This is a genomic window from Pseudoalteromonas piscicida (assembly GCF_000238315.3).
Taxonomy (GTDB): domain Bacteria; phylum Pseudomonadota; class Gammaproteobacteria; order Enterobacterales; family Alteromonadaceae; genus Pseudoalteromonas; species Pseudoalteromonas piscicida.
Map to the genome: position 1 here is coordinate 590,173 of NZ_CP011925.1, position 19,872 is coordinate 610,044.

Annotated in this window: 14 protein-coding genes; 4 read left to right on the forward strand and 10 right to left on the reverse strand. The window is 40.8% G+C overall.

Annotated elements, in window-relative coordinates; all coding sequences use genetic code 11:
- Positions 1-34 precede the first annotated feature (34 nt).
- Entirely contained in the window at positions 35-529 is a 495-nt protein-coding gene (locus PPIS_RS22160) for a hypothetical protein (RefSeq protein WP_010377876.1), read from the forward strand.
- A 12-nt stretch (positions 530-541) separates the two neighbouring features.
- The gene (locus PPIS_RS22165; protein ID WP_010377877.1) at positions 542-1,831 is read left to right on the forward strand and encodes a hypothetical protein; all 1,290 of its coding nucleotides are present in this window, start codon (positions 542-544) and stop codon (positions 1,829-1,831) included.
- Positions 1,832-1,918: 87 nt separating this feature from the next.
- Here PPIS_RS22165 and PPIS_RS22170 read toward each other — a convergent pair whose 3' ends face one another.
- The 3 genes from PPIS_RS22170 to PPIS_RS22180 all read right to left on the reverse strand — a co-directional run bounded on the left by PPIS_RS22170 (position 1,919) and on the right by PPIS_RS22180 (position 5,677).
- Positions 1,919-2,119 (reverse strand): hypothetical protein, encoded by a 201-nt coding sequence (locus PPIS_RS22170; RefSeq protein ID WP_010377879.1) that lies wholly within the window; start codon positions 2,117-2,119, stop codon positions 1,919-1,921.
- A 177-nt stretch (positions 2,120-2,296) separates the two neighbouring features.
- Positions 2,297-2,833 carry a YaeQ family protein gene (locus tag PPIS_RS22175; protein ID WP_010377881.1) on the reverse strand — a complete coding sequence of 179 codons (537 nt, stop codon included), beginning with the start codon at positions 2,831-2,833 and terminating at the stop codon, positions 2,297-2,299.
- Between the two features lie 177 nt (positions 2,834-3,010).
- Positions 3,011-5,677, reverse strand: a complete 2,667-nt coding sequence (locus PPIS_RS22180) for a PKD domain-containing protein (protein ID WP_010377883.1) — start codon at positions 5,675-5,677, stop codon at positions 3,011-3,013.
- Between the two features lie 334 nt (positions 5,678-6,011).
- Between PPIS_RS22180 and PPIS_RS22185 the strand changes: the two genes are divergently transcribed.
- Together PPIS_RS22185 and PPIS_RS22190 are read left to right on the forward strand one after the other, a co-directional pair.
- The gene (locus PPIS_RS22185; protein WP_010377885.1) at positions 6,012-6,905 is read left to right on the forward strand and encodes a LysR family transcriptional regulator; all 894 of its coding nucleotides are present in this window, start codon (positions 6,012-6,014) and stop codon (positions 6,903-6,905) included.
- Between the two features lie 185 nt (positions 6,906-7,090).
- The gene (locus PPIS_RS22190; RefSeq protein WP_010377887.1) at positions 7,091-7,897 is read left to right on the forward strand and encodes a hypothetical protein; all 807 of its coding nucleotides are present in this window, start codon (positions 7,091-7,093) and stop codon (positions 7,895-7,897) included.
- 152 nt (positions 7,898-8,049) lie between these two features.
- Here the strand turns inward: PPIS_RS22190 and PPIS_RS22195 are convergent, their stop codons facing one another.
- The 7 genes from PPIS_RS22195 to PPIS_RS22230 all read right to left on the reverse strand — a co-directional run bounded on the left by PPIS_RS22195 (position 8,050) and on the right by PPIS_RS22230 (position 19,662).
- A complete protein-coding gene (locus PPIS_RS22195; RefSeq protein ID WP_017218233.1) occupies positions 8,050-9,186 on the reverse strand; it encodes a hypothetical protein in 1,137 nt (378 codons plus the stop codon).
- Between the two features lie 122 nt (positions 9,187-9,308).
- The gene (locus PPIS_RS22200) at positions 9,309-10,817 is read right to left on the reverse strand and encodes a hypothetical protein (protein ID WP_010377891.1); all 1,509 of its coding nucleotides are present in this window, start codon (positions 10,815-10,817) and stop codon (positions 9,309-9,311) included.
- A gap of 11 nt (positions 10,818-10,828) precedes the next feature.
- The gene (locus tag PPIS_RS22205) at positions 10,829-11,668 is read right to left on the reverse strand and encodes a GEVED domain-containing protein (protein WP_010377893.1); all 840 of its coding nucleotides are present in this window, start codon (positions 11,666-11,668) and stop codon (positions 10,829-10,831) included.
- 11 nt (positions 11,669-11,679) lie between these two features.
- Entirely contained in the window at positions 11,680-12,927 is a 1,248-nt protein-coding gene (locus PPIS_RS22210) for a hypothetical protein (protein ID WP_010377895.1), read from the reverse strand.
- A gap of 56 nt (positions 12,928-12,983) precedes the next feature.
- Positions 12,984-14,930, reverse strand: coding sequence for a Hint domain-containing protein (locus PPIS_RS22215; RefSeq protein ID WP_010377897.1), 1,947 nt, complete (start codon positions 14,928-14,930; stop codon positions 12,984-12,986).
- A gap of 10 nt (positions 14,931-14,940) precedes the next feature.
- Positions 14,941-18,618: a PKD domain-containing protein gene (locus tag PPIS_RS22220; RefSeq protein WP_010377899.1), complete on the reverse strand. Its 3,678-nt coding sequence runs from the start codon at positions 18,616-18,618 to the stop codon at positions 14,941-14,943.
- A gap of 507 nt (positions 18,619-19,125) precedes the next feature.
- Positions 19,126-19,662 carry a hypothetical protein gene (locus PPIS_RS22230; RefSeq protein ID WP_010377903.1) on the reverse strand — a complete coding sequence of 179 codons (537 nt, stop codon included), beginning with the start codon at positions 19,660-19,662 and terminating at the stop codon, positions 19,126-19,128.
- Positions 19,663-19,872 lie beyond the last annotated feature (210 nt).

Here is a 19,872-nt window from a genome sequence, read left to right on the forward strand (position 1 = left end):
TTATTATGTTGGTTTTTAATTAAAAGGAAATTTCATGAAAGTTTTATCTACTGGTGCATTATTATTCGCTATAAGTACAACAGCTTTTGCTGGCAATCCAACGAGTGTAGGTGATGTTGTTGCTCGAGATCTATCAATTTCAGGCCTAGGTTGGGCTGGGCACGTTGGGATCTGGGACGGTTCAAAAGTACTTGAAGTATTGAATGATAACACTGTCATTCACAAAAACACGCTGAGTAGCTTTAAAGGTGCTTCCTCATACTGGGGCGCAAAGTACGGTCGGGGTACTAGGCATGGGGAAATCGTTGAAGCTGGGTGGGCACAACGTAGCTTTGATCCAGAATATACAATCACTGCACAATATACAGAAGGTAAATGGGTATATAAAAATGGTAGTTTTGTAAAAGTGAAGGTAAAGTTCCGTTGTGATACTTTTGTGAACTACTCATACAAAAAGGTTACTGGCGAGAATTTAGTTACCGTTTTCACTCCGAGAAATCTTTATAATAGCTTCCCAAGCACTAGATAATTCGAGGTGGATATGAAACTAATTGCAAAATATGTAGCATTATCTTTATTAGCTGTTTTTTTGGTTGTCATTTATTTTGTATCCACAGCAGAAAAGGAAGTAAAAAAAACTGCAGAAAATAATGAGACCGTTCCTTTTATTAGCCAGTCCGAGCTCATAGCTACACTTCCAGATTTTTATGATATGGATGTTAAATTAACAGATAAAGAAAATAATAAAATGTTAGAGTTAGCAGATACGCTTACTTTAACATTGAAGAATAGTTTTGGTACAAAGGCTATGCTTGATTTTGAAGCTGAGCTAATAGAGCTATTAAAAGATCCGAATATATCAAGAAAAGATAAAATAAGTATATTGTGGAATATGGTACAGCAGTTAGGCGTGGAATCAGAGCAAGGCTTGTATGTGCTTGAGTATGTGAGTACGTTGGCTCCTATTGAGCTGTCCAATGAGTTAATTTCGCTATTCGAAAGTGCATCAGAGCGGGCAAAATTTGGCTTACTAAATGTACTTGAGACTATCTTACTGGTTAATGGAGAAGAGGCGAAAGTTTCTGCCATGCATTTATCAGAAGTAAAGCAGCAATTACTCGATGTAATTAGTGGTCAGCTAGCCAATGTGGAAGATCCTGCATTAGGCTTTTCAATTCTTGAGGCTGTTGTTGGTCATCTTCCTTTTGAGAAAGCCAAACTACTGATAGATGACCAGTTTGTGATATCAGAAAATAAATCTAATAACGTATCAAATGATGCTATCAGAGCAACAAAAGCTGGAATTTATAATCGCCTCGCATTAGCTAACCCTCAATCAAGGACTGAATTTTTGCCGCAATATATTCAAACTCTTAATAATGAGCCGTCACAAAAGGTAGAGCGAGAGTCGCTAAGGCAAGATCTCTTTAATATTATCAGAATAGATGAGTTTATGAATGAGGCTCCGCATGAGTTTAAGCAAACGGTGAATGCATTTTTGGCACGAGATCTTCCCGTGATGGACATCGACAGTGCTGAATTTGATTACGATGCTGTAAAGCTGTATTCAGATTTGTCAATTGCGATGGCAAAATTGAGTGCATCGGCTCAACGCTCTAGTGAGAGCATATATACACAACAGATTAATGCAGCTAAAAGCCCACTTGAGCAAGCGATTTTGATAAGTCGTTCACCGTATCAGCTAAATGAATTATTAACTGATGAATTTACCCGAGCAAGAATTAGCAATGACTTGCGAGCAGAGGCCAAACGAATAGGTGCAGATTCTGCCTATTCTGATTTGCTAAACGATGCCGCATCTCGGTTGTAGGTAAATACGTTGTAGCCACCTTTGGTTGGCTACAACACTTACTACGTAATCACAAATTACATTAACTGTTGTGGTTTGATTTCAACATTAGCAAATCGTTGTACCACAGTCCCATTGACATGTGAAACCGTAGTCAACAGTCATTTGTGTACCACATAATCCTGTTTCGCATGGAAAAAATGTCGGATTTTTACCTGCACCTTGGATCTTTGGCGTCATGTCTAGGTTGATATGTTTGTTACTTAGAGAAAGATTTTTGACCTGTTGCTTTTTTAGCTTAAGTTTCATTGCTAATTCCTTTAGTTTTATAATTATAAATAAGAAGTTAAAAATCAATGTAATTATGATTAACTAACTTCAACGCTATAATTTACCCAAAAAGATATCTAAGTCAATAGAATGCTTTCTCGTGTCAGGACATTAGTGACGTCGATGTAAAGCTATTCAGTAATGTCGCCGTTTGGTTTACATTAACTGTCTTGGTTTGATTTCAATATTTGCGCTATCAGAACTTACCCATACTTCGCCATCTTGAATGGTAATAGTGAGCTTGATACTTCGTTCTGCTAACTGAGCTAAAGCCTGAGTCGCGCTATAATCCAAGCCGAAAATACTTAGATTTTTAAAGTCGTATAATTTAGGCTGGTGTTTTTGCCACCAAATTGCCTGATTATTTTCGCCATAAGTATAGAGGATCACTTGTTTTGATTTATTACACGCTTTTTTAAGGCGTTTTTCATCAGGCAGTCCTAGTTCAACCCAAAGTTCAATCTCTTCGCTGTAATTCTTAACCCATAGTTCAGGTTCATCGTCAGCGCATAAGCCTTTGGTAAACTCCAGTCCTTCACAGGTATTTAGTGCATAGGCAAGTAAACGGATCATTAACCGTTGTTCGTTTTCAGAGGGGTGCTGAGCTAGTGTTAAATTAAAGTCTTGGTAAACATGTCTGTCCATATCACTGAGTGATAGTTGGGCTTTAATGATGGTGGATTTGAGCGCCATAAATTTTCTTAAATAATTTTTGCGCTAGTATAGCGGATTTTAAGCCTAGGAATGAGATAAAAATTTACAGAATGCTATTGTAAAAGAAATGTGGTGTAGAAAGAATAAACCAGAAACAAAACACAGCCTCGCAATGAGACTGTGTTTATTTGAGTAACTTAATGCTTAGCGTTAATATTAATTACAGCTAGTCGAAATATGCCAAATATTGGGTAACGACTCTTGTAGTTTGCTTACTTGAGCACAGTCGATATTTGGGTTTCCATATAAACTTAAATATTCCAGATTGGTCAAATCGAATAGCGGTGACAGATCTGAAATGTTGCTATAGTTCAACTCTAAACGGGTAAGTTCGGCGTAATTTTTAATTGCACCATAGTTTTTCAGCTTGGTTCTATCCAAGTCCAAATAAATTAAGGTAGTAGGCAAGCCAAAAAGCGCGAAGTCATATACGGTTTGGCTATTTGTATTTAACTCAAAGGAGGTCAATGATTGAGGAAGTGTAGCTTTAGCCGTTAGTTCACCTGTGAGTCTATAGATGTCTAGATTCTGTAAGGTGTGGAGCTGAGCTAAGCTAGGATCTCGTAACAACGAACTGTTAACTGAGCCATCCAGTGTTAAAGTCTTAATTGCTTCAAACTGTGTAATTCCATTTAATGATTCAATTGCTGAGGCATCGCAAGAGAGTGAGGTATTACGCACAGCATCTTGGTATCTTCGATTTTCAATACATTCCTTAAATGCTTCATCGGTAATTAAGCTCAAATCGACCGGCTTCTTAATACAGTTAGAGTTAGAAAGATTTGTTGTTACACCATCGAGAGATTTTAATAGCTCCTGATCATCACAATAAATGGCACTACTTTGTATTTCAAGTCTTTCCAGATTGTTTAAACTGGCAAGCATGTCTGCTCTAAAAAACGTAGAAAAGTTGCTTAATGTTAATGACTTCAATTTGTTTAATGATGCGATGCCAGAGATGTCAGCCGCTAGAGAGTAGTTAATAAACAGAGTTTCTAAGTTTTCAAATTGAGATATCTGAGTGATATCTTCTAGCTCTTTAAAGCCGCTGAGCTTGATCGATTTCAGGCTCGAGTTTGAACCTAGAGAATCGAGAGTTGTGATTTTCTCTTCATTATCATAATAGTGACCTTTTGATAACTCAACTGATTCGAGCGCGGGGAAGTTAGTCAAGTTCACCATGTTTGAATAGCTGCTGCCCTTCACGTTTAGTGTTTTTAAGCTTGGAAATGTTGTTTCACTTGAAGCTTCAAATAAACTAACTTCTAGGTTAAGTGTTTCTAATGCTTGCATTTTACTTAACGTATCTAGTGCAAAGTTTGAGTAATCGCTGTCGACGGTGAGGTCGCGCATATTTTTAAGCTCAGACAATGCGCTAAAATCCGCGTTATTATCCAATTCACGAATGTACAATTCGGTTAGGTTTGGTGTGAAACTTAGCCAACCTAAATCATTAATGTTATACAGGCTATTAAGCTTTAATGATGTTAGCTGCGGCATCGATTGCAAAAAGCTCAGAGAAGAAAGGTTTAATTCCTCCAAAGACAAAGATTGCAGCTCCGTAAAGGTTGATAGCTCACTGACATTATCAACACTTAAATTGTTTAATGACAGAGAGGTTAGCTTCGCATTACTACTGATGTCCGCAATATCAAACTCAACATTGCTATAATAAGTACTAAGACCTAGTTTTTCCAACTCACTAAATTTTTCTAAGAATGAGAAATCTTCAATCCGTGTTCTGCTGAGTACGAGTGTTGTCAGATTTGTTTTGGCTTCTATTGCTGTTGAATCAGCGGCTTCGATATTATTAAGTGTTAATGCTGTGAGGTTAGGTATGGCGCTTAAAAATGACAGCGAGTCCAGATCTTGTATGTATGTCAAAGATAAACTCTGCAAGTTACTAAAGCGTTTTAGGGTACTTTTATCATCAATGCTTAGAGAACGTAGGGTCAAACGGGTGAGCTTATCACTTGGAAGTTCACTGAGCTGCATAGTTTCATATTGACTACTATAGTTTTCTATTTCAAGCGTCTGAAGCTGCGTAAAGCCTGATAGATCTAGTATCTGGAACGCTAGGCGTTTGCCTGAACTATCTTCTTTGTTTTCAATAATAGACAAAGACTCAAGTTTGTTGAGCTTATTAATTTGTTCTAAACGTGCATCATTATTCGAGCTGTTCTGAGCTGCGGCAAATGCGTTATCGAGCTTTAACACGGTGAGCGGAGAAATTTGAGCTAACTCGTCGAGATTATTCAATTCTGCGTTTTTAATAGACACGGTTGATAAGCCGCTAATACCTGATAGCCCCTCTAACGTTGCGACTGGGTAGTCTGTACAATCAACAACTGAAATACCCACATCTTGATGTGTATCGGATAAACATTGCGCGAGCGCCGCGTCTGAAATCGTTAAGCTTGAGAGTGGAGCGTACGCACTTAGATTGACAGTTAACTCTTGTGAGCTTGAGGCCCCTTTGTCGTCTGTCGCGGTTAGCTTAAATGTTAGCGTGGTCGCTTCATTGATGTCAGGCGCACGAAATTCGAGCGTTTCGCTAGTGTTGTTTGTTAGCTCAACAGTTGTACCTGCTGTCTGCTCCCAAAGCAAAGTTTCAATCGCACCATCTTCATCAGTTACGGTCGCAACGGCTGTGATTGAGTCTCTTTCCATCACAGTAATTGGTGCTATAGTCGCAATTACTGGTGCTTTATTTTTTGATGTGACTGGTGTATCGCCTTTGTCACCGCCACTACCGCCGCAAGCTGCTAAAGTGGAGGTGAGTAATGAGGCTACGATTCCTTTGTATATAGCGCTTTTAATCATCTTGATATCTTATTTTATTGAATAATCATTGGGCGTGGGAGTGTACGTTATTTAGAAACTAGTTTCCAATAATTACACTAACAAATAAGTAGGTCTTTTTTGATTATCATGTGGATAATTATTAAGTAGATATATTACTAAGACCTGTGAAACTTAGCGTCGGCTAAATTTTTATCGCTACTAGTTAGCATTCCTGAAGATGTGCGAATAAGTCGTCGATCTCCAATGAGAATAGTGCTTATTATTTTTGAATCGGCGGCTTTATCTCTCGATAGGCTTATGTCAAAGTGCCATGAAGCGCACTAACTGAAGGCCATAAAATTAGGATAAGTATATGGATAAGCTAAAAGCAATTACGGTATTTAGGCGCGTTGTCGAGCTTGGAAGCTTTAGCGCGGCGGCCGATGATTTGTCGTTATCAAAGGCCGCGATAAGTAAAAATATCAATGAACTTGAGGCGTATTTAAAAAGCCCTCTTATTCATAGAACCACGCGTAAGATGCATGTAACTGAGAGCGGACAGCAATACTATGACCACGTCAGGACTATTTTGGATGAATGGGCTAGCGCTGATCTTTCTATCATAGAGTCTTCGCAGCAACTTTCAGGGCTTTTAAGGATCAATATTCCAATGTCGGTAAGCATATTAATGTTAAATCCAGCCATTTGTGAATTTATGAAACAGTACCCCGAAATATCGGTAGAAGTTGTCATGAACGACCAGTATATCGACTTGGTTGAACAAGGGATTGATATCGCAATACGTGGAGGACAAGCACTAACAGACTCCACGCTTAGGTCCAGAAAACTAAGTACTATGGATCGCGTTCTTTGCGCTTCTCCATCGTACTTAACACAATATGGTACACCTACAAGTCCTCAACAACTGATATTGCATAATTGCTTGGTTTATAGTCTATCTTCTTCAGCAACTAGGTGGACATTTTCGCGTGAGGACGACACGCAAGTTGTCAATATTCAAAAGAGTAACTATTCCGTTAATAACGGTTTGGCTTTAAAACAAGCTGCATTAGCTGGGATCGGAATCATGATCCTTCCAGAAGTATTTGTTGCCAAAGAAATAAACTCTGGTGAATTACTACCGTTGTTACCGGATTGGAAAATCAGTCCCCATGCGCTCTACGCGGTTTATCCCTATCATAAAGCGCAGTCACAAAAAGTGCGTGTATTCATTGATTTCTTAACTTCCTACTTAAAATATGAATGACTCAGATATTTAGTCTAAACGCCACATAGTATGCGCGTACGCTGCTGTTTTATTGTATACTCACAGTGTTTAATTTGTTTACTGTAACTATGTTTTTCTACTCATAATTAATATTTAGACTTGGAAAATAGGCTCGACAGTGATGGTTTTGCCTTACTTGTCTAATTGTTTGAGGAGAAATTAATATGAAGAAGTTTTCTAATTTGGTGCTTGTTGCGCTTGTTGCGCTTGTTTCGGTATTGCCCCTATCAAGCTGTGTCGCCAATGCCACCCAGAGCGAAGGGCAGCTTATACTGTCGTATAGTGATGGCAGAGCAGCGTCGAAGGGGATTGCGCAGGTAAATAAAGTATTACGTCGTGTCGGAGTGAGGGTGAGCACCGTGAATATTCCAGAAGAGGCTCGGCCTATTCTGGAGGTATCCAAGAAAAGGGCAATTAACGAACAAGAAAGCATGCAGTTACTGTCGTTATTTTCTTTACACCGAGGTGAGCTACTAAACGAAATCAAGCAAGCCGGGCGTCAACCGGAAATGCATCGTGGCGGATTTCTATCTACTTCAGAGATAGGCGTTGCACCTTATCCTAAGATATACGACATGAAAGCGATGAGCAGCGAAGTTAAGTCATATCTACAAGAAAAGTTTGGGAAACTACATGTCAACAGCGCTGAAAATGGCGTCGGCATCGATGAAGTGATGACGATTGTATCAGGTGGCCCATGGACGTGGTTCTTTTTACTACCAGATAACGTGATCGGTAAGCTAACGTTAGGACAGGTAAGTAATCACAGTAATGCATGGCGTATTAGCTACCCAGGACTTGTTCCACACGGAGGCTTTTTGGACTCTGAATATGGCTTAGTAGTGGCCTACGCGCACGGGCCAAAAAATTTCGTCATGCGATATGAAGATCCGAGTGTGGTGGGTGCTGAACTCTTAGGCACTAATGCATGGATTGATTTTACGTCGGAGACGCCAACATTATTAGATTAAGAATACCTCAGCGGTTCCACAGCGCTTTTTGAGGTGACGCTTAATTGCGCCATAAAAGAAGCGAGGCTATATAGCCTCATTGGTTGGAGAATAGAGTGGTAAGGACAACGGGTTAAGGGCGTGTGCTAGCGCGCTCCTTTTCCTGAAGTCGCCTAGTCAACGTTTGCGATTGCGGATTCTATACGATTTTCACAAAGGGTAGTACCGGGCAGTGTCGCACAGTATTCGCCAGCTTGCTCGAGTCCGATGCGCTGCGTATTACGGGCGGAAATACGAGCTGTAAGCTGTTCGATTTCAAGCGGGTCTTCAGACACAGCTTTAAATGCACTCAACCTTTCTATTTCGTCATAAACTAAATCTTGATAACTTCTGAGTCTGGCAGACAGTGCAATATAGCGGTTAGATAGTGCGGTGTGACCAGCATAGGCGAGGTCATAATGGCCAGAGTCTTCATAGCTTTCGACTTCGTACTTTAAAACGTTTAAATGTTCGTCTTTAAGGTCGTCGACATACTCTCCACCGTCTAGTAAATAGCTAAATAAATTGTCGGCGTAAGTAATACAGGGAGTTAGATTATCGGTTTTGCAGTGCATGGTGCCATTTTTACTGAGTCTAGCGAGTTCTGGCGTCATACCCCCATCGGTATTCACCTGAATCGTATAGACGGCATCTTTGGTTGCCTCTTGAAATACTTTGGTTTTAGTAAAAGTTTTACTGAAAAAAAGAAATTTCACTTTGATTTTGGTCTGAAACCATTCGTATTTTGTGCGATCTTTAAAATGGAGTTTAGCGGTAACATAGATACGAGAACCAAGTTTGATATTGTGGATGAAGCTGTCACCACAGCGGTTTCTTACCTGAGTCGGATCTGTACTGAGCAGCTCGACAAAAGCGGGTTTGGTGGTTCGATTTTCAAAGTTATAACTTCCTTTTTCATAGGTTAACTCGACCGCCGAGGCTGCTGAATTTCTATTTTTGGTTACTTTCCTGCGCATGGAAAATTTGGCTGAGCCACCAAAAATAACTAAGTTGATACCAGCCTTTACACTACCTGTAATGGTATTGATCATGGTGTCGGAGTCAAAATCGCCACGATAAGCCAAGTCGCCCATGCTACCACCCTGAAATTGCCACTGACCATCGAGGCACGATTCAAGCGGTATGCCTAATTCCTGTTCAAATCCCTGCCCGAGTTGTTCATGCTCAGTATTTAAAGAGTAATAGGTATGTGCATTTGCATAAAAGCTTAACAGGCCACAGAGCACTATTAATATGGTTCTTAAGTGCATACATAAATTCCTGTAGATGGTTTACTGTGGGAGAGGCGAAGAAGTAATAATTCAATGTGCGATTGTTTATTACTTGCCACGCCTCAATTGGACTAATTGAGTCTTAGCGTTTTTACTACTCACTAATTTTCAAAAGCGGTTCCATAGGTTGGTAGGGCTGATTTACATGGTAGCCAAACCATCACGCCCGCAGCTGGGTCATTTGCATCAACAAAGGAAGGCGCCCAGCCCAACTGTCTAAACCCAAGTGATACATGATTTTCTTCAACACCAAAGTTTGCTGTTGCTTCTCGGGCATTTTCACATTTGAAGTATTGCGTCATGTTATCAGCTGGTATATTCAGATCGGCAAGCGTGTAGTTTTGTATGCAGCCGACACCACTACCACTACAGGTATTTAGATAATCGTTCCACGCATCTGTACAAGCTGTACCATAAGGATTATCGCGACAAACTCGAGCATATTGCTCATAAATCCATGCATTGTTGTAAGCGGCTTCTTGTACGCCTTCTGCTTTTTGACGTTGTACATCCGTCATCCAACTAGCGTATTGCGCAAGTACACCACGCGCACGGTGTTCATGATTAACCGACTTTTTGAATTGATCTTCAAGCCATAAAGTACGGTAAGTGGTTTCAAAGCGAATATCTTTATTACCTGAATCTAAACGACGTACATCTTGTGAGCTGATCTCGTAAGGCGTTGCCTTGTAACGCACTACGTTGTAATCAGATAGCGCATTAAACTGATTACCAAAGTCGTTTTTCGCATAGTTCACCGCTTGCTCAAATAAAGTAAAGCAAGGCTCGTAGTTATCGAGTGAACAGGTGATAATATTGTTAGGGATTATGCTGAGAAGCTGTTTAGGATCACCGCCTTTTTGTAAAGCTCTGACGGTAATGCGCACACTTTTCTTAAGGTCTTCGTCGATATAATTAAGCTTACCATCGACGCTAATGCCAATATTACCAGCACCGTAACTTACCCCTAAGTAACCGCCAATTTCACTTTTGTGCTGCTCACTTAAGTATTCAATTTTCATGTTAATGAGTAGCTGTGCACCGTATTCAATCTCACTGATAAATCCATCGCCTGCCATGCTCATTAGTTTACTTTGATATTCATTCGCTAACGTATTACCTGACGGGGTCAAGGTGTAACCAATGTTGGCATCCGCTGGCATAAGTACACGCTTTTTCGGTGTTAATGATGCTTGGAAAGTATAAGTATTAGAAAACTCAGTCGAGGACATTTCTTTGGCTAAGTGACCGCCAGCTTTGACACGAATGACTGGAAAACCAACATCAACATCAACATTACCGTTGAGTTGACGGAGTACTTCGTCATAGCTGCCATTGTTTACTAGTTCAAATTGCACTCGGGTATTACCGAGAGTCTCAATTGTTTCCCCTGCGACAGTTTGAACATTCAAAAAGCGTTTTTGGTCGCTGTTATAAGCCGTACCTAGTACAATGTGATCGTTCATCAATCCAGGAATTTCGCTTTGAAAGGTATTCACATTTTGTGCTTTTTGCATTAATTCCGCTTCGTTGACAAAATTGGAATCTGCGAATGCGAAAGGTGTAGTGCCGGCAATAAGTGCCGCGATAGTCTGTTTGTATAAGTTCATGTTGCCACCTATTACTTCACGTAAAGGAGGTAATCTTCTACCTCTCCGGAGTCTACTTCTTTACATGCGTCATTGCTGCCACCCAAGTAATCCATGGTAACGCGCATTTTCGTCATGCCCTTTTTAGCGCCCGTTGGCGGTGTAATTTCTACCTGAACGGCTTGTTCTGAAACACCTGCGAATAAGGTTTCTTTTGTATCGTTAAAATCACCATCTTGGTTCCAGTCAATAAACACATGCCAAGTTTCCGGGTATGTTTCTGCACTACTAAATCCTGGGGTTAACGTTAACTGGTAGCTTCTATCGGCATATATTTTCGCAGTATCACCAACATAGTTACTGTAAAAGGTGTTGCTACTGGTGTTTTCAAGATTAGAAAACTTGACTGATTGGATAAACTCATAGGCACGTTCACGAGACTTAGTGGCGCAGTAGTTCGGCATTGCAGGTGTAACCATCACCGCGCTTATGCGATAATCTGATGGGATCTGCAAACAAGAAGTCGTTGGTGATTTACCCGCAAACCAGTTCTTTGGATTCGCATTGTCTTCATCTCCAAAGGTAAGGTATTTTGCATCAGTCCTGAGGGTACTATTTTTGTATAGCATTACTTTTTTAAGATTTGCTATTTTCTCATCATTTGGAATGGGAGTTGTGGGATCAAAGATATTATCAGAGACTTCAACCAACAACCCTGGGTAGCACTTTTCCAACCATTGAAAGCGTCCTAACGCTTGCTGTGGCGTAAGTACATCTCGAGATTCAAATAAAGTCGTATTTGCCTGCGCTGATGGTGCTACTGTCGCAGCGAATGAGGCAATTAATGTGCTGGTTAGCATGACTTTTAACATAGTCTTATTCCTTATAATTCTAGCCATTTACGGTCATACTGATGAACGCGGCCACGAGTCTGTAGCTCTCTATCGCGACAGTAATTACCAATTGGATTACGCTTACAATAATCAACGGCGTCTGCCAGAATAAATGAGTTAAAGAGCGCATTATCGCGAATGGTTTCTAATGCAGTTCGATGTGAGTTATTCAGCTCACTGGCGTAGTAATTGAGTAGGTTATCGGCACGACGATTGTCGAGAATTGCCTGTACCCAATCATCACTCATGTTTTTCAAAGCCAACTTAGTCAAGATGCTTTTGGCAGGATAGACATCATCAGGTACTAAGGGAGATAGGCTTGGTCCAGAGTCGGTATAACTTTGTGTTAAGACTCGACCAACGTTGTATTTATCTAAGGTATCAAACTGAGTAACGTAGTTAGTTTTGATGTAATCGATACTGTTTTTAAACACATCAAAGCATGGTGTTGGGTTTTCCATCGTACAGTTGACGAGCTGATTGGGGATCACCTTCAATAGTTCAGTTGGATCACCACCAAGCTGTAGCGCAGAAACGGTAATTTTGATGTTACGCTTCACATTTTCGTCTACTTTTTGCAGTTTACCACTGACACTGACTTTACCCGCCCAGTCCACACCAAGCTGACCCCCCCATTTGACTTTGTCTTCGTCATTTTTATATTGGAACTTGAGGTTGATCATAACTTGAGAGCCGTACTCAATCGCTGATACAAACTCATTACCAATATTATTGAATTTATCTCCAGGGTTAGCATTGACCAAATCAAGCGCAGCTTGTGTAGGTTTAAACCCGGTTTGAGGATCCGCAACTAACAGCCGTTTTTTTGGTTTTAAGGAGAGAAATAGGGTGTAAGTGCCAGTGTAGTTATCTGCGGCGTTTTGTTTTGCGTAGCTTGCGCCAACGCCAACTTTTATGACTGGAACATCAAGTGCAGCGCCTAAATTACCATCTAGCATACTAGATAGTTGGCTATAGCTCATATCTACACCAACGACAAAATCCATTTCGGTATTGCCATAGGTTTCATCAACTCGGCCAAGCACACTTTGCAGTGCATAAAAACCTTCTTTTTCACTATGGTAAGCAGTACCGAGTGTCACTGAGTCTAAATCAGAGTTATTTGCTTGGGTAGTGAACTCTGGATTAGCAATTTGATCAGCAGTAGCTGAAAAACTGCAGGCAAAAAGTCCCATTACCCCCATGGCACGTGCCAATGGAGAATATATAAATTTCATGTTGAATTCCTTACTGAGAAGTATGGCCCCTCAATAGGAGAGGCCAGAAGCAGCGATTAGTTCAGGCTGTTGATGTAGTCTGTTTTCCACTTTTCAGGAAGACGTTGGAGGATCTCTTCTTCTGACATGCGTACGTCCTGATCTTTGTAGTTAAACTCATCTTGTGTAGCAAGATCGCCTACCGCCATACCATTAGCAAACATGGCAAAGTTACGTGACTCAGCTAGTTTAGAATCTGCTGTTGGAGCAAGTTTTAGGTTATAAATCTTGTCGCGATACTTCTCTTTAGTCACGCTTGTTACCAGCACCGATCCATTCTCAGTTAAGATACGATCGCCAACTTTTAGCTCTTTCGCCCAAATAATTCCTTTATTTGAGGTCGAAATTGGGTGAGTCTCGGTAGTTAAGATATCAGAGCCATCTGCGCCTTTTACGCGATACATCTTGATAGCTTCAATCCCAACCGACACATCAATAACTTGCATTGGTTCTTTAACTTGGGTATTCGAAGCAAGTGCACCTAATACCAAATCGCCTTTCGCAATGTCTTCAATAGCAAGTTGTTTGCCATCGGCCATGGTGATCATTGTGCCTGTAGCTAGACAGCTATAACCTAACTTCATCATAGGTAATACTTCACTATAGAAGTTACCAAAACGCGTTGATGTTTCTGACGTTAGTGAAACTTGGAATGCAACGGCACCACCACGTCCTTTCTTAAAGTACGGATAACCTTTAACAGCAAAGGTCATATACCAGTTTGCTTCAGCGATGTTTGAGAACAGTTTGGCATTACCAAAACGGCCCTCAGAACGTGGAATATTCCAACGGATAATCGACTCTTGGTTTACTGTATCAACTTCGAACTCCAAGTAATCGGAAAATTGCTTAACCGCGTTTTCGAGCCCTTTATAGCTTTGCTTTGTCGCGCCGCCATAGATACCTTCTTGTAGATAGATATTCGTTGGTTCATCTATACCGTTTGGCAAATCGCCTACAGTTGGATAGATTTCAGTGATTTCGTGAGGAACACGTAACTCGCCGTTGAATGGGATATTTACATCGGTAATTTCATTCGGTTCACGGTATTGATCTGCTGCGTAATCACAGTCAGTATGACTACGGTTTAAACAGATTTTAATAACCGCGTCGTTGTTTTTATCGATTGGCGCAGTCGCATTATACTTCGGACGTGTATCCAAAGATGAGCTGATCCCTACGTTAAGTGCAGAAGCCTCACCTTTTGCAGCTGGTGTAGCAGAGCCATACAGCGCTTCAAAGTGCTCCCATGAGAACGGGTATTCAGTGTACTTCATCGTCGTACTGATAGTGCCATCTTCTTGCTCTAGTTCAACGTATGAACTTGCGTAAATGATATCTAGGTTGGGAAAGTTTGCTTTCAATGACTTCAGTGAAATAGTCGAAGTTGCAAGTGTGTCTTTACCATCTAGTACATTAAATGTAGAACCTAAAGGCGCAAGCTGATTACCATTTGCATCTTCTAACAACAAGTCGATGTAGGTCGCCTTTGTACCACCAAAGCGTGAGCTTTTTGCACGTACAATGAGATAAGGCTCGTTTGTATCAGACGAAATAGCTAAGTTCATATCCAAGAAGAAATGTGCTTCTTTAATGATATCCACTTCAGTTTCACTAACTGGCGGCACTTCAGAGGTGGTCATATTCATTTTGGCTGATAAGTGCTGTCCTTTTGCTACATCTAGCGTTTTGTGTAGCTGTGGGAACTCGCTCTCAATACGGTTTGCTTTTATTAAGCGTGACTTCGCCAATTGATAGTGCTGCGGATTGGACATATCGAGTTTACGGATCCCGAATTGGTCTGGCTGAGTTACTGCAATACCCTGGGTTGCAGCAGGCCCAGACTTCTGTTTCGACGCCGTGGTAGTTGGTTGTTCATTAACACTGTTGCTAGCAGCAACCGCATTGCTGACTGCTAACGCGATTGCAAGCGGCATGAGCACCTTTTTGTTTAGTTTTTTCATTTTATTTTCCTTAATTCTTATAGATTTCTACAAGGTAGTCTTCAATTTCTCCGCTCCCCGAGGTCGCGGCACTGCTATAGTCAGAGCAAGGATCGATACTATTCACTCTGCTAAATCCGTAATACTGCAAAATTCTCATTCGAGTCGTTGTGACAGGTTGTGACAGCTTATTGCTTGGAATGCTAAATTCACCCTCAACATAGCCTTTACCGTAGTCTTGGTTAGTTTGGTCAAAATCCATAACCAGCAACTCTGATTTGTTGTTTCTCCAATCGCCATCGCCAAATTGACCGTCGCCGTTTAAATCTATCCAGATGTGGTAGTTTTCAGCGAAGGCTTCATTGCCTGCATAACCTGCCTCAATACGATAAGTATTATTCTGTGTGGCATAGAGCTTAATTGGATTGTTAGGATTAACGACACCAGGTTGCTGTGCATTGCTAAATGGACCATCTTGATTGAAAGTCACGTTACTGATGTGTTCATAATCGGTCAGACCTACAGCCGTGCAATATTCAACAGGTTGTGTTGATTTAAGCTCTAGCAGCATATTTTTGGTACCTGTAACTCGGCTTCCCCAATCATCCCAAATAGGTTTGTTGTAACTAATAGTTAGGCTTGCGCTAAAGTTACCTGCGGCTTGATAGGTGTGTTCGGTGTCTTGGCCAAAATTACCAGTTTGCGTAAGTGTTGAGCCATCTCCAAAGTTCCATTCCAATGTTACATCTGGGTATCTTGCAGCATTATCAGGTTTTGTGGTGGTATTACTGAAGCTGACCTTAAACGTACCGTCTGCTTGTTCGCTTACCGTGTAGCTCACATCAGGCGTAAAGCTCGTCTCGCCAATTTTCACTGTTTCAGTGGTAGATTGTGTGCCATCAGCATGATTAATTGTGAGTGTGATCGTGTACTCGCCATCGGCTTGATAGGTGTGCTGAGTGTCTCTTACCGAGGACGTGACACCATCTCCAAATTGCCACTGTATTGTGCTACCTTTAGGGATAACACTCTGATTTGTATCTACATAAACAGTACTACCGGATTTACGAGGTGTGAACCTTGCCGTGATAGTGGTGTTAAACTGAACTTGTTTGTTCCAGCTTCCAATTATCTTGTTGAATCTGTCATATGCTTTTAGTTCGACCGCATAGTTGCCAGATTGCGCATATTGGTGAATAGGCGACTTTTCACTACTGGTTGTGCCATCGCCAAATTTCCAATGCCAACGTTTAACACGTGCATCGACAGTATTGTTTTCAAAGCTAATCTGATTGACACCTTGGCTTGTGCTGATCCTTAAATCAACAGGATCTGTGTTTTCAATGAGCTTCACTGTGTAGTCTTCAACTTCACCCCAAGACATGTCGCCACACGCGGATTTCACTAAACCAAATGACACCATAGTTCGAAGGCGGTAGCTTTGGTTTAGCTCACCACTCAATGAGATCTCGCCAGTCAATTGCGTTTTACTGCTGCCAAAAAGTGCGAGTTCTTCCGTCTTATGAAATAAGCCATCATTATCTTTGTCTAACCAGACATAAAAGTTCTTTGTCTTGTCTTGAGTATCTGGGTGGGGTGCTGCGGTTAGCGTTACATTGAGTGCTTTACCATCCTTAACTTCGACTACATCATGTGAGTAGTCGCTATAATTGCTTGATGTAGAATCGTTTTTGTAGCTGTTCAACGAAACTGATGATAAGTAGTACTTGCTATGATTGATGCCTTGCGCGGGGCAATAGTCGTCAAAAACTTCAATAGGCAGCATAAAAGTATCAGACTGACCAGAGGGGGCGATGGCGGTCAGTTCAACATTGTATTCGCCCGCAGTAGTATAGTTGTGTGTAGGCTCAAAGGCGCTACTTTGTGCACTTCCATCACCAAAATTCCACTGCCATTGCCAGCCTTCGCTGTTACTAGCCGAAACTTGCTGGCCGTCACGGCGGGTTAAGTTCTTAAAGTCAAAAGCTAAGAATTGACGATCAAAGCCAAGTTCACTCTCGAGTCCACGGTCTACCTTCAAACCTATACCGACTTGTGCAAATGCCTTACGTACGTGGTTTTGTAAATCAGTAGCTTGCCAGTTGCTACCATCTTGCTTTTTAACGCCATCTTGAGTCAGCTGATCAGTTACCGTGTGAGTTTGTCTCATTACACAATCAGCACCAGTAAGATAAGTACTATTGCTGGTCCAGCAGTTTTTATTTGCGTTAGCAAACAAGATAAAGGCGTACTTTGTATTCCACGGTGAGGTTTCGTTGTCTAGATCAGCAGTCGTGAGGTAATAAAAAGCTTTGTTAAATACGCCTGCGCCATGGTGAGAAGTGACTGAGTCGTCATAGTCCTCAACATGATCAATCGAATTTCCATCTAGCGTAGGAGTTTTGAAATAACGCAGTGCATCATCAAGGCGGAACGTTTCGTGATTACTTTTCCAATCATTCGCGCCAGAGTAGAAGAATTCAGCTGCTTCACCCGCCATATCAGAAAAGGCTTCATTGATGGCACGAGCTTGACCTGTCAGCATTGATTTTGGCGTATTTGAGCCATACTCTTCGGTAAAACCGTGAGCGATTTCATGGGCGACTACATCCAAGGAAACCATAGGGTAGAAGAGGTAGTCACCATCACCAAAATAGACCTCGCCATTTTCATAAAATGCCTGATCCATGTTTAGACCGTAATGGACATTTTGAATTATCTTTTTATTAAAGTAGGGTTTATGTCCAAGATAAGCCTCGAACATCAAGCTTGCTGTTTGTCCATGATGATGAGCATCATTTAAGGCAGAGCGAGCGCCGTGATATTCTTTATAGTCATTGCGAGTTGAATCTGAGCAGTTATAGCTATAAGGCGTATTAACTTGCGCGGTACCGTGATTGTAGTTTCTGGTCTCAACGTTTTTTGCATCAAACAAGCAGTTAGTTTGCTGAGCATCAGTTTCCATGGCGACAACAAAGGTCTTTGGTGGGTAGGAAACGTAATCTGCTTGTTGATAATCTGGGCGTGAAACCTTGTCATTACCAGATGGTCCGCTTCCGCCTTCATACACAACGCGCTGCAATACATCTGATTGGCTGATAAGCTCGTTTGTTATTAAATCTACAAAAGCAAGGATCCTTTGTGGCTTAAAAGGACCAGACTTAAAATCGGTGAAAAAAGTAAGCTTGGCAGCGTGTCGGGCTTTGCCATGAGCATCTATATAAATTACTTCTTCTGCTGATGAACGTCTAAAAATTCTAGGGCGTTCACTGGTAAACTGAGAAATGACTGAGTCTAAAGTCGCGCTAAGTTGTGCTTCAGAAACAGGAGCGAGCGTGGGTATATCTTTAGCGACGTCAATAATGAGATCACCATAAACTTGCTCAACAGCGCCATTTTCGTCTGTCAGCACAACAAGGTCATGATTCCAGATTGGAATATTCTGGTACTTTTGAGTTATGGTATGGCTTTGCTTCGTTTGACCTACTTGGCTTTGGTGAAATGTAAGCGTGTGACCTGTGTATTGCGCTGCAAATGTTTTCAGCGTGAGTAGATAGTTTTGATTAGAATCATCACCAAATGTGGATTGTTTTTGTTGTAAAGCTGGCGCAATTTTCTGCGTGTCATTGAATAAAGAGACGCGTTCAGCGCCGTGACAATACATACTTATCGCTGATGCTAAAACGCACAGAGACTTTAACCCTTGCATGTTAACTCCATAATTATTTTGAAGATTCCTTCCCACTAAAACGCAACTACTCAATACATGAGATAAAAGAGCGAATGAGTGCGGCTGATTATTAGTGCTATTACTTTGAGCACAAACTCTAAAGTAATAAAAAATTTTAAATAAATAAATAACAAAAAATAAACAATTTACTAACCTTATGTTTTCGTTGGGAATTTAGGAGGAGGTTTTATTTTTTGTTATTTTTATCTAACTAATTATTATTGTTGAATAAATCTAAATTTTTTTAGAGCTTATAAAAAACTAAGAGCAGCTAATACGCTAGGGGAGGTAGTCATCATTTTATAATGTAAGGTAAATTTTAATGCTGGCAGCTTTGCTGTTTGTTCCGTTATTAGGAGCTTTTGCATAATATTGATGAAATAAAATGAATAAGAAGCGTTGTTTTGGGTTGCTTGATTAAAGAGGAAATTGGTCTGGTAAAAAGTACCTAGCTGTTTTATAAGCACTAGGTACTTTTTGTGATCTTTATTGAACGGTTACATTAATGTAGTTAGTAACAAAGGGCGATATCTCAATAGTTCCTGTCGCATAGACTTTTTTACCTACATCTTCACCTTTTATCTTTATATAGTATTGGCCAGCTGGAATAACAATGTCAGAGTAATGGCGTGTGCCAAAGTGAATTGTATCGCCTTTGACCAACCAGCCCTCTGGTGAAACTTCGTATAGATAGCCTTCACACCTTATTTTTCCAATTCGCGGATGTTTGCATTCATTAAACTTAAGTCTGGTTTTACCACTTGGATTCTTTGCCGTTTTCACAAATGCCAATGAGCCATAGTCTCGAGCCGTTTTCGTTGCTTGATGAGGCCATACGTCTTCTTTTTCGACTGAATAATCGTTACTTGAGCCACTACCAGTTGCTGAAACGACGGTCCCTGAACTGCCAAAAATACCATTAATGGCGCCGTCTACACCGTCGTTAACTACACGATTGATATCATTACTTTTACATGCGGTAAGAGAGATAAGTGAAAGTGCGATAAGTGTTACTTTTTTCATTATTTGTCCTTGAAGTTCCATTCGCATCAGCATTTTTACTTAATGTTAGCTGCTTTCTTCAATGCTTAGTAAGTAACATATTCAAAGACTTACTAAGCTGTAAAACTAACACAAAGCAATACGAGCATTCTTTGCTCATACAATGCTTCCAGTTATTTTTGATTTAAATCGCATAAAAGTTTACCTTGTGGCGAAAAAAAGTCCAACAAA

Coding starts and splice junctions, on each gene's coding strand:
- PPIS_RS22205 (WP_010377893.1), bottom strand. CDS start 11,668: ATGTTAAAAGTCATGCTAACCAGCACATTAATTGCCTCATTCGCTGCG.
- PPIS_RS22210 (WP_010377895.1), bottom strand. CDS start 12,927: ATGAAATTTATATATTCTCCATTGGCACGTGCCATGGGGGTAATGGGA.
- PPIS_RS22190 (WP_010377887.1), top strand. CDS start 7,091: ATGAAGAAGTTTTCTAATTTGGTGCTTGTTGCGCTTGTTGCGCTTGTT.
- PPIS_RS22180 (WP_010377883.1), bottom strand. CDS start 5,677: ATGATTAAAAGCGCTATATACAAAGGAATCGTAGCCTCATTACTCACC.
- PPIS_RS22220 (WP_010377899.1), bottom strand. CDS start 18,618: ATGCAAGGGTTAAAGTCTCTGTGCGTTTTAGCATCAGCGATAAGTATG.
- PPIS_RS22185 (WP_010377885.1), top strand. CDS start 6,012: ATGGATAAGCTAAAAGCAATTACGGTATTTAGGCGCGTTGTCGAGCTT.
- PPIS_RS22215 (WP_010377897.1), bottom strand. CDS start 14,930: ATGAAAAAACTAAACAAAAAGGTGCTCATGCCGCTTGCAATCGCGTTA.
- PPIS_RS22170 (WP_010377879.1), bottom strand. CDS start 2,119: ATGAAACTTAAGCTAAAAAAGCAACAGGTCAAAAATCTTTCTCTAAGT.
- PPIS_RS22160 (WP_010377876.1), top strand. CDS start 35: ATGAAAGTTTTATCTACTGGTGCATTATTATTCGCTATAAGTACAACA.
- PPIS_RS22175 (WP_010377881.1), bottom strand. CDS start 2,833: ATGGCGCTCAAATCCACCATCATTAAAGCCCAACTATCACTCAGTGAT.
- PPIS_RS22230 (WP_010377903.1), bottom strand. CDS start 19,662: ATGAAAAAAGTAACACTTATCGCACTTTCACTTATCTCTCTTACCGCA.
- PPIS_RS22165 (WP_010377877.1), top strand. CDS start 542: ATGAAACTAATTGCAAAATATGTAGCATTATCTTTATTAGCTGTTTTT.
- PPIS_RS22195 (WP_017218233.1), bottom strand. CDS start 9,186: ATGCACTTAAGAACCATATTAATAGTGCTCTGTGGCCTGTTAAGCTTT.
- PPIS_RS22200 (WP_010377891.1), bottom strand. CDS start 10,817: ATGAACTTATACAAACAGACTATCGCGGCACTTATTGCCGGCACTACA.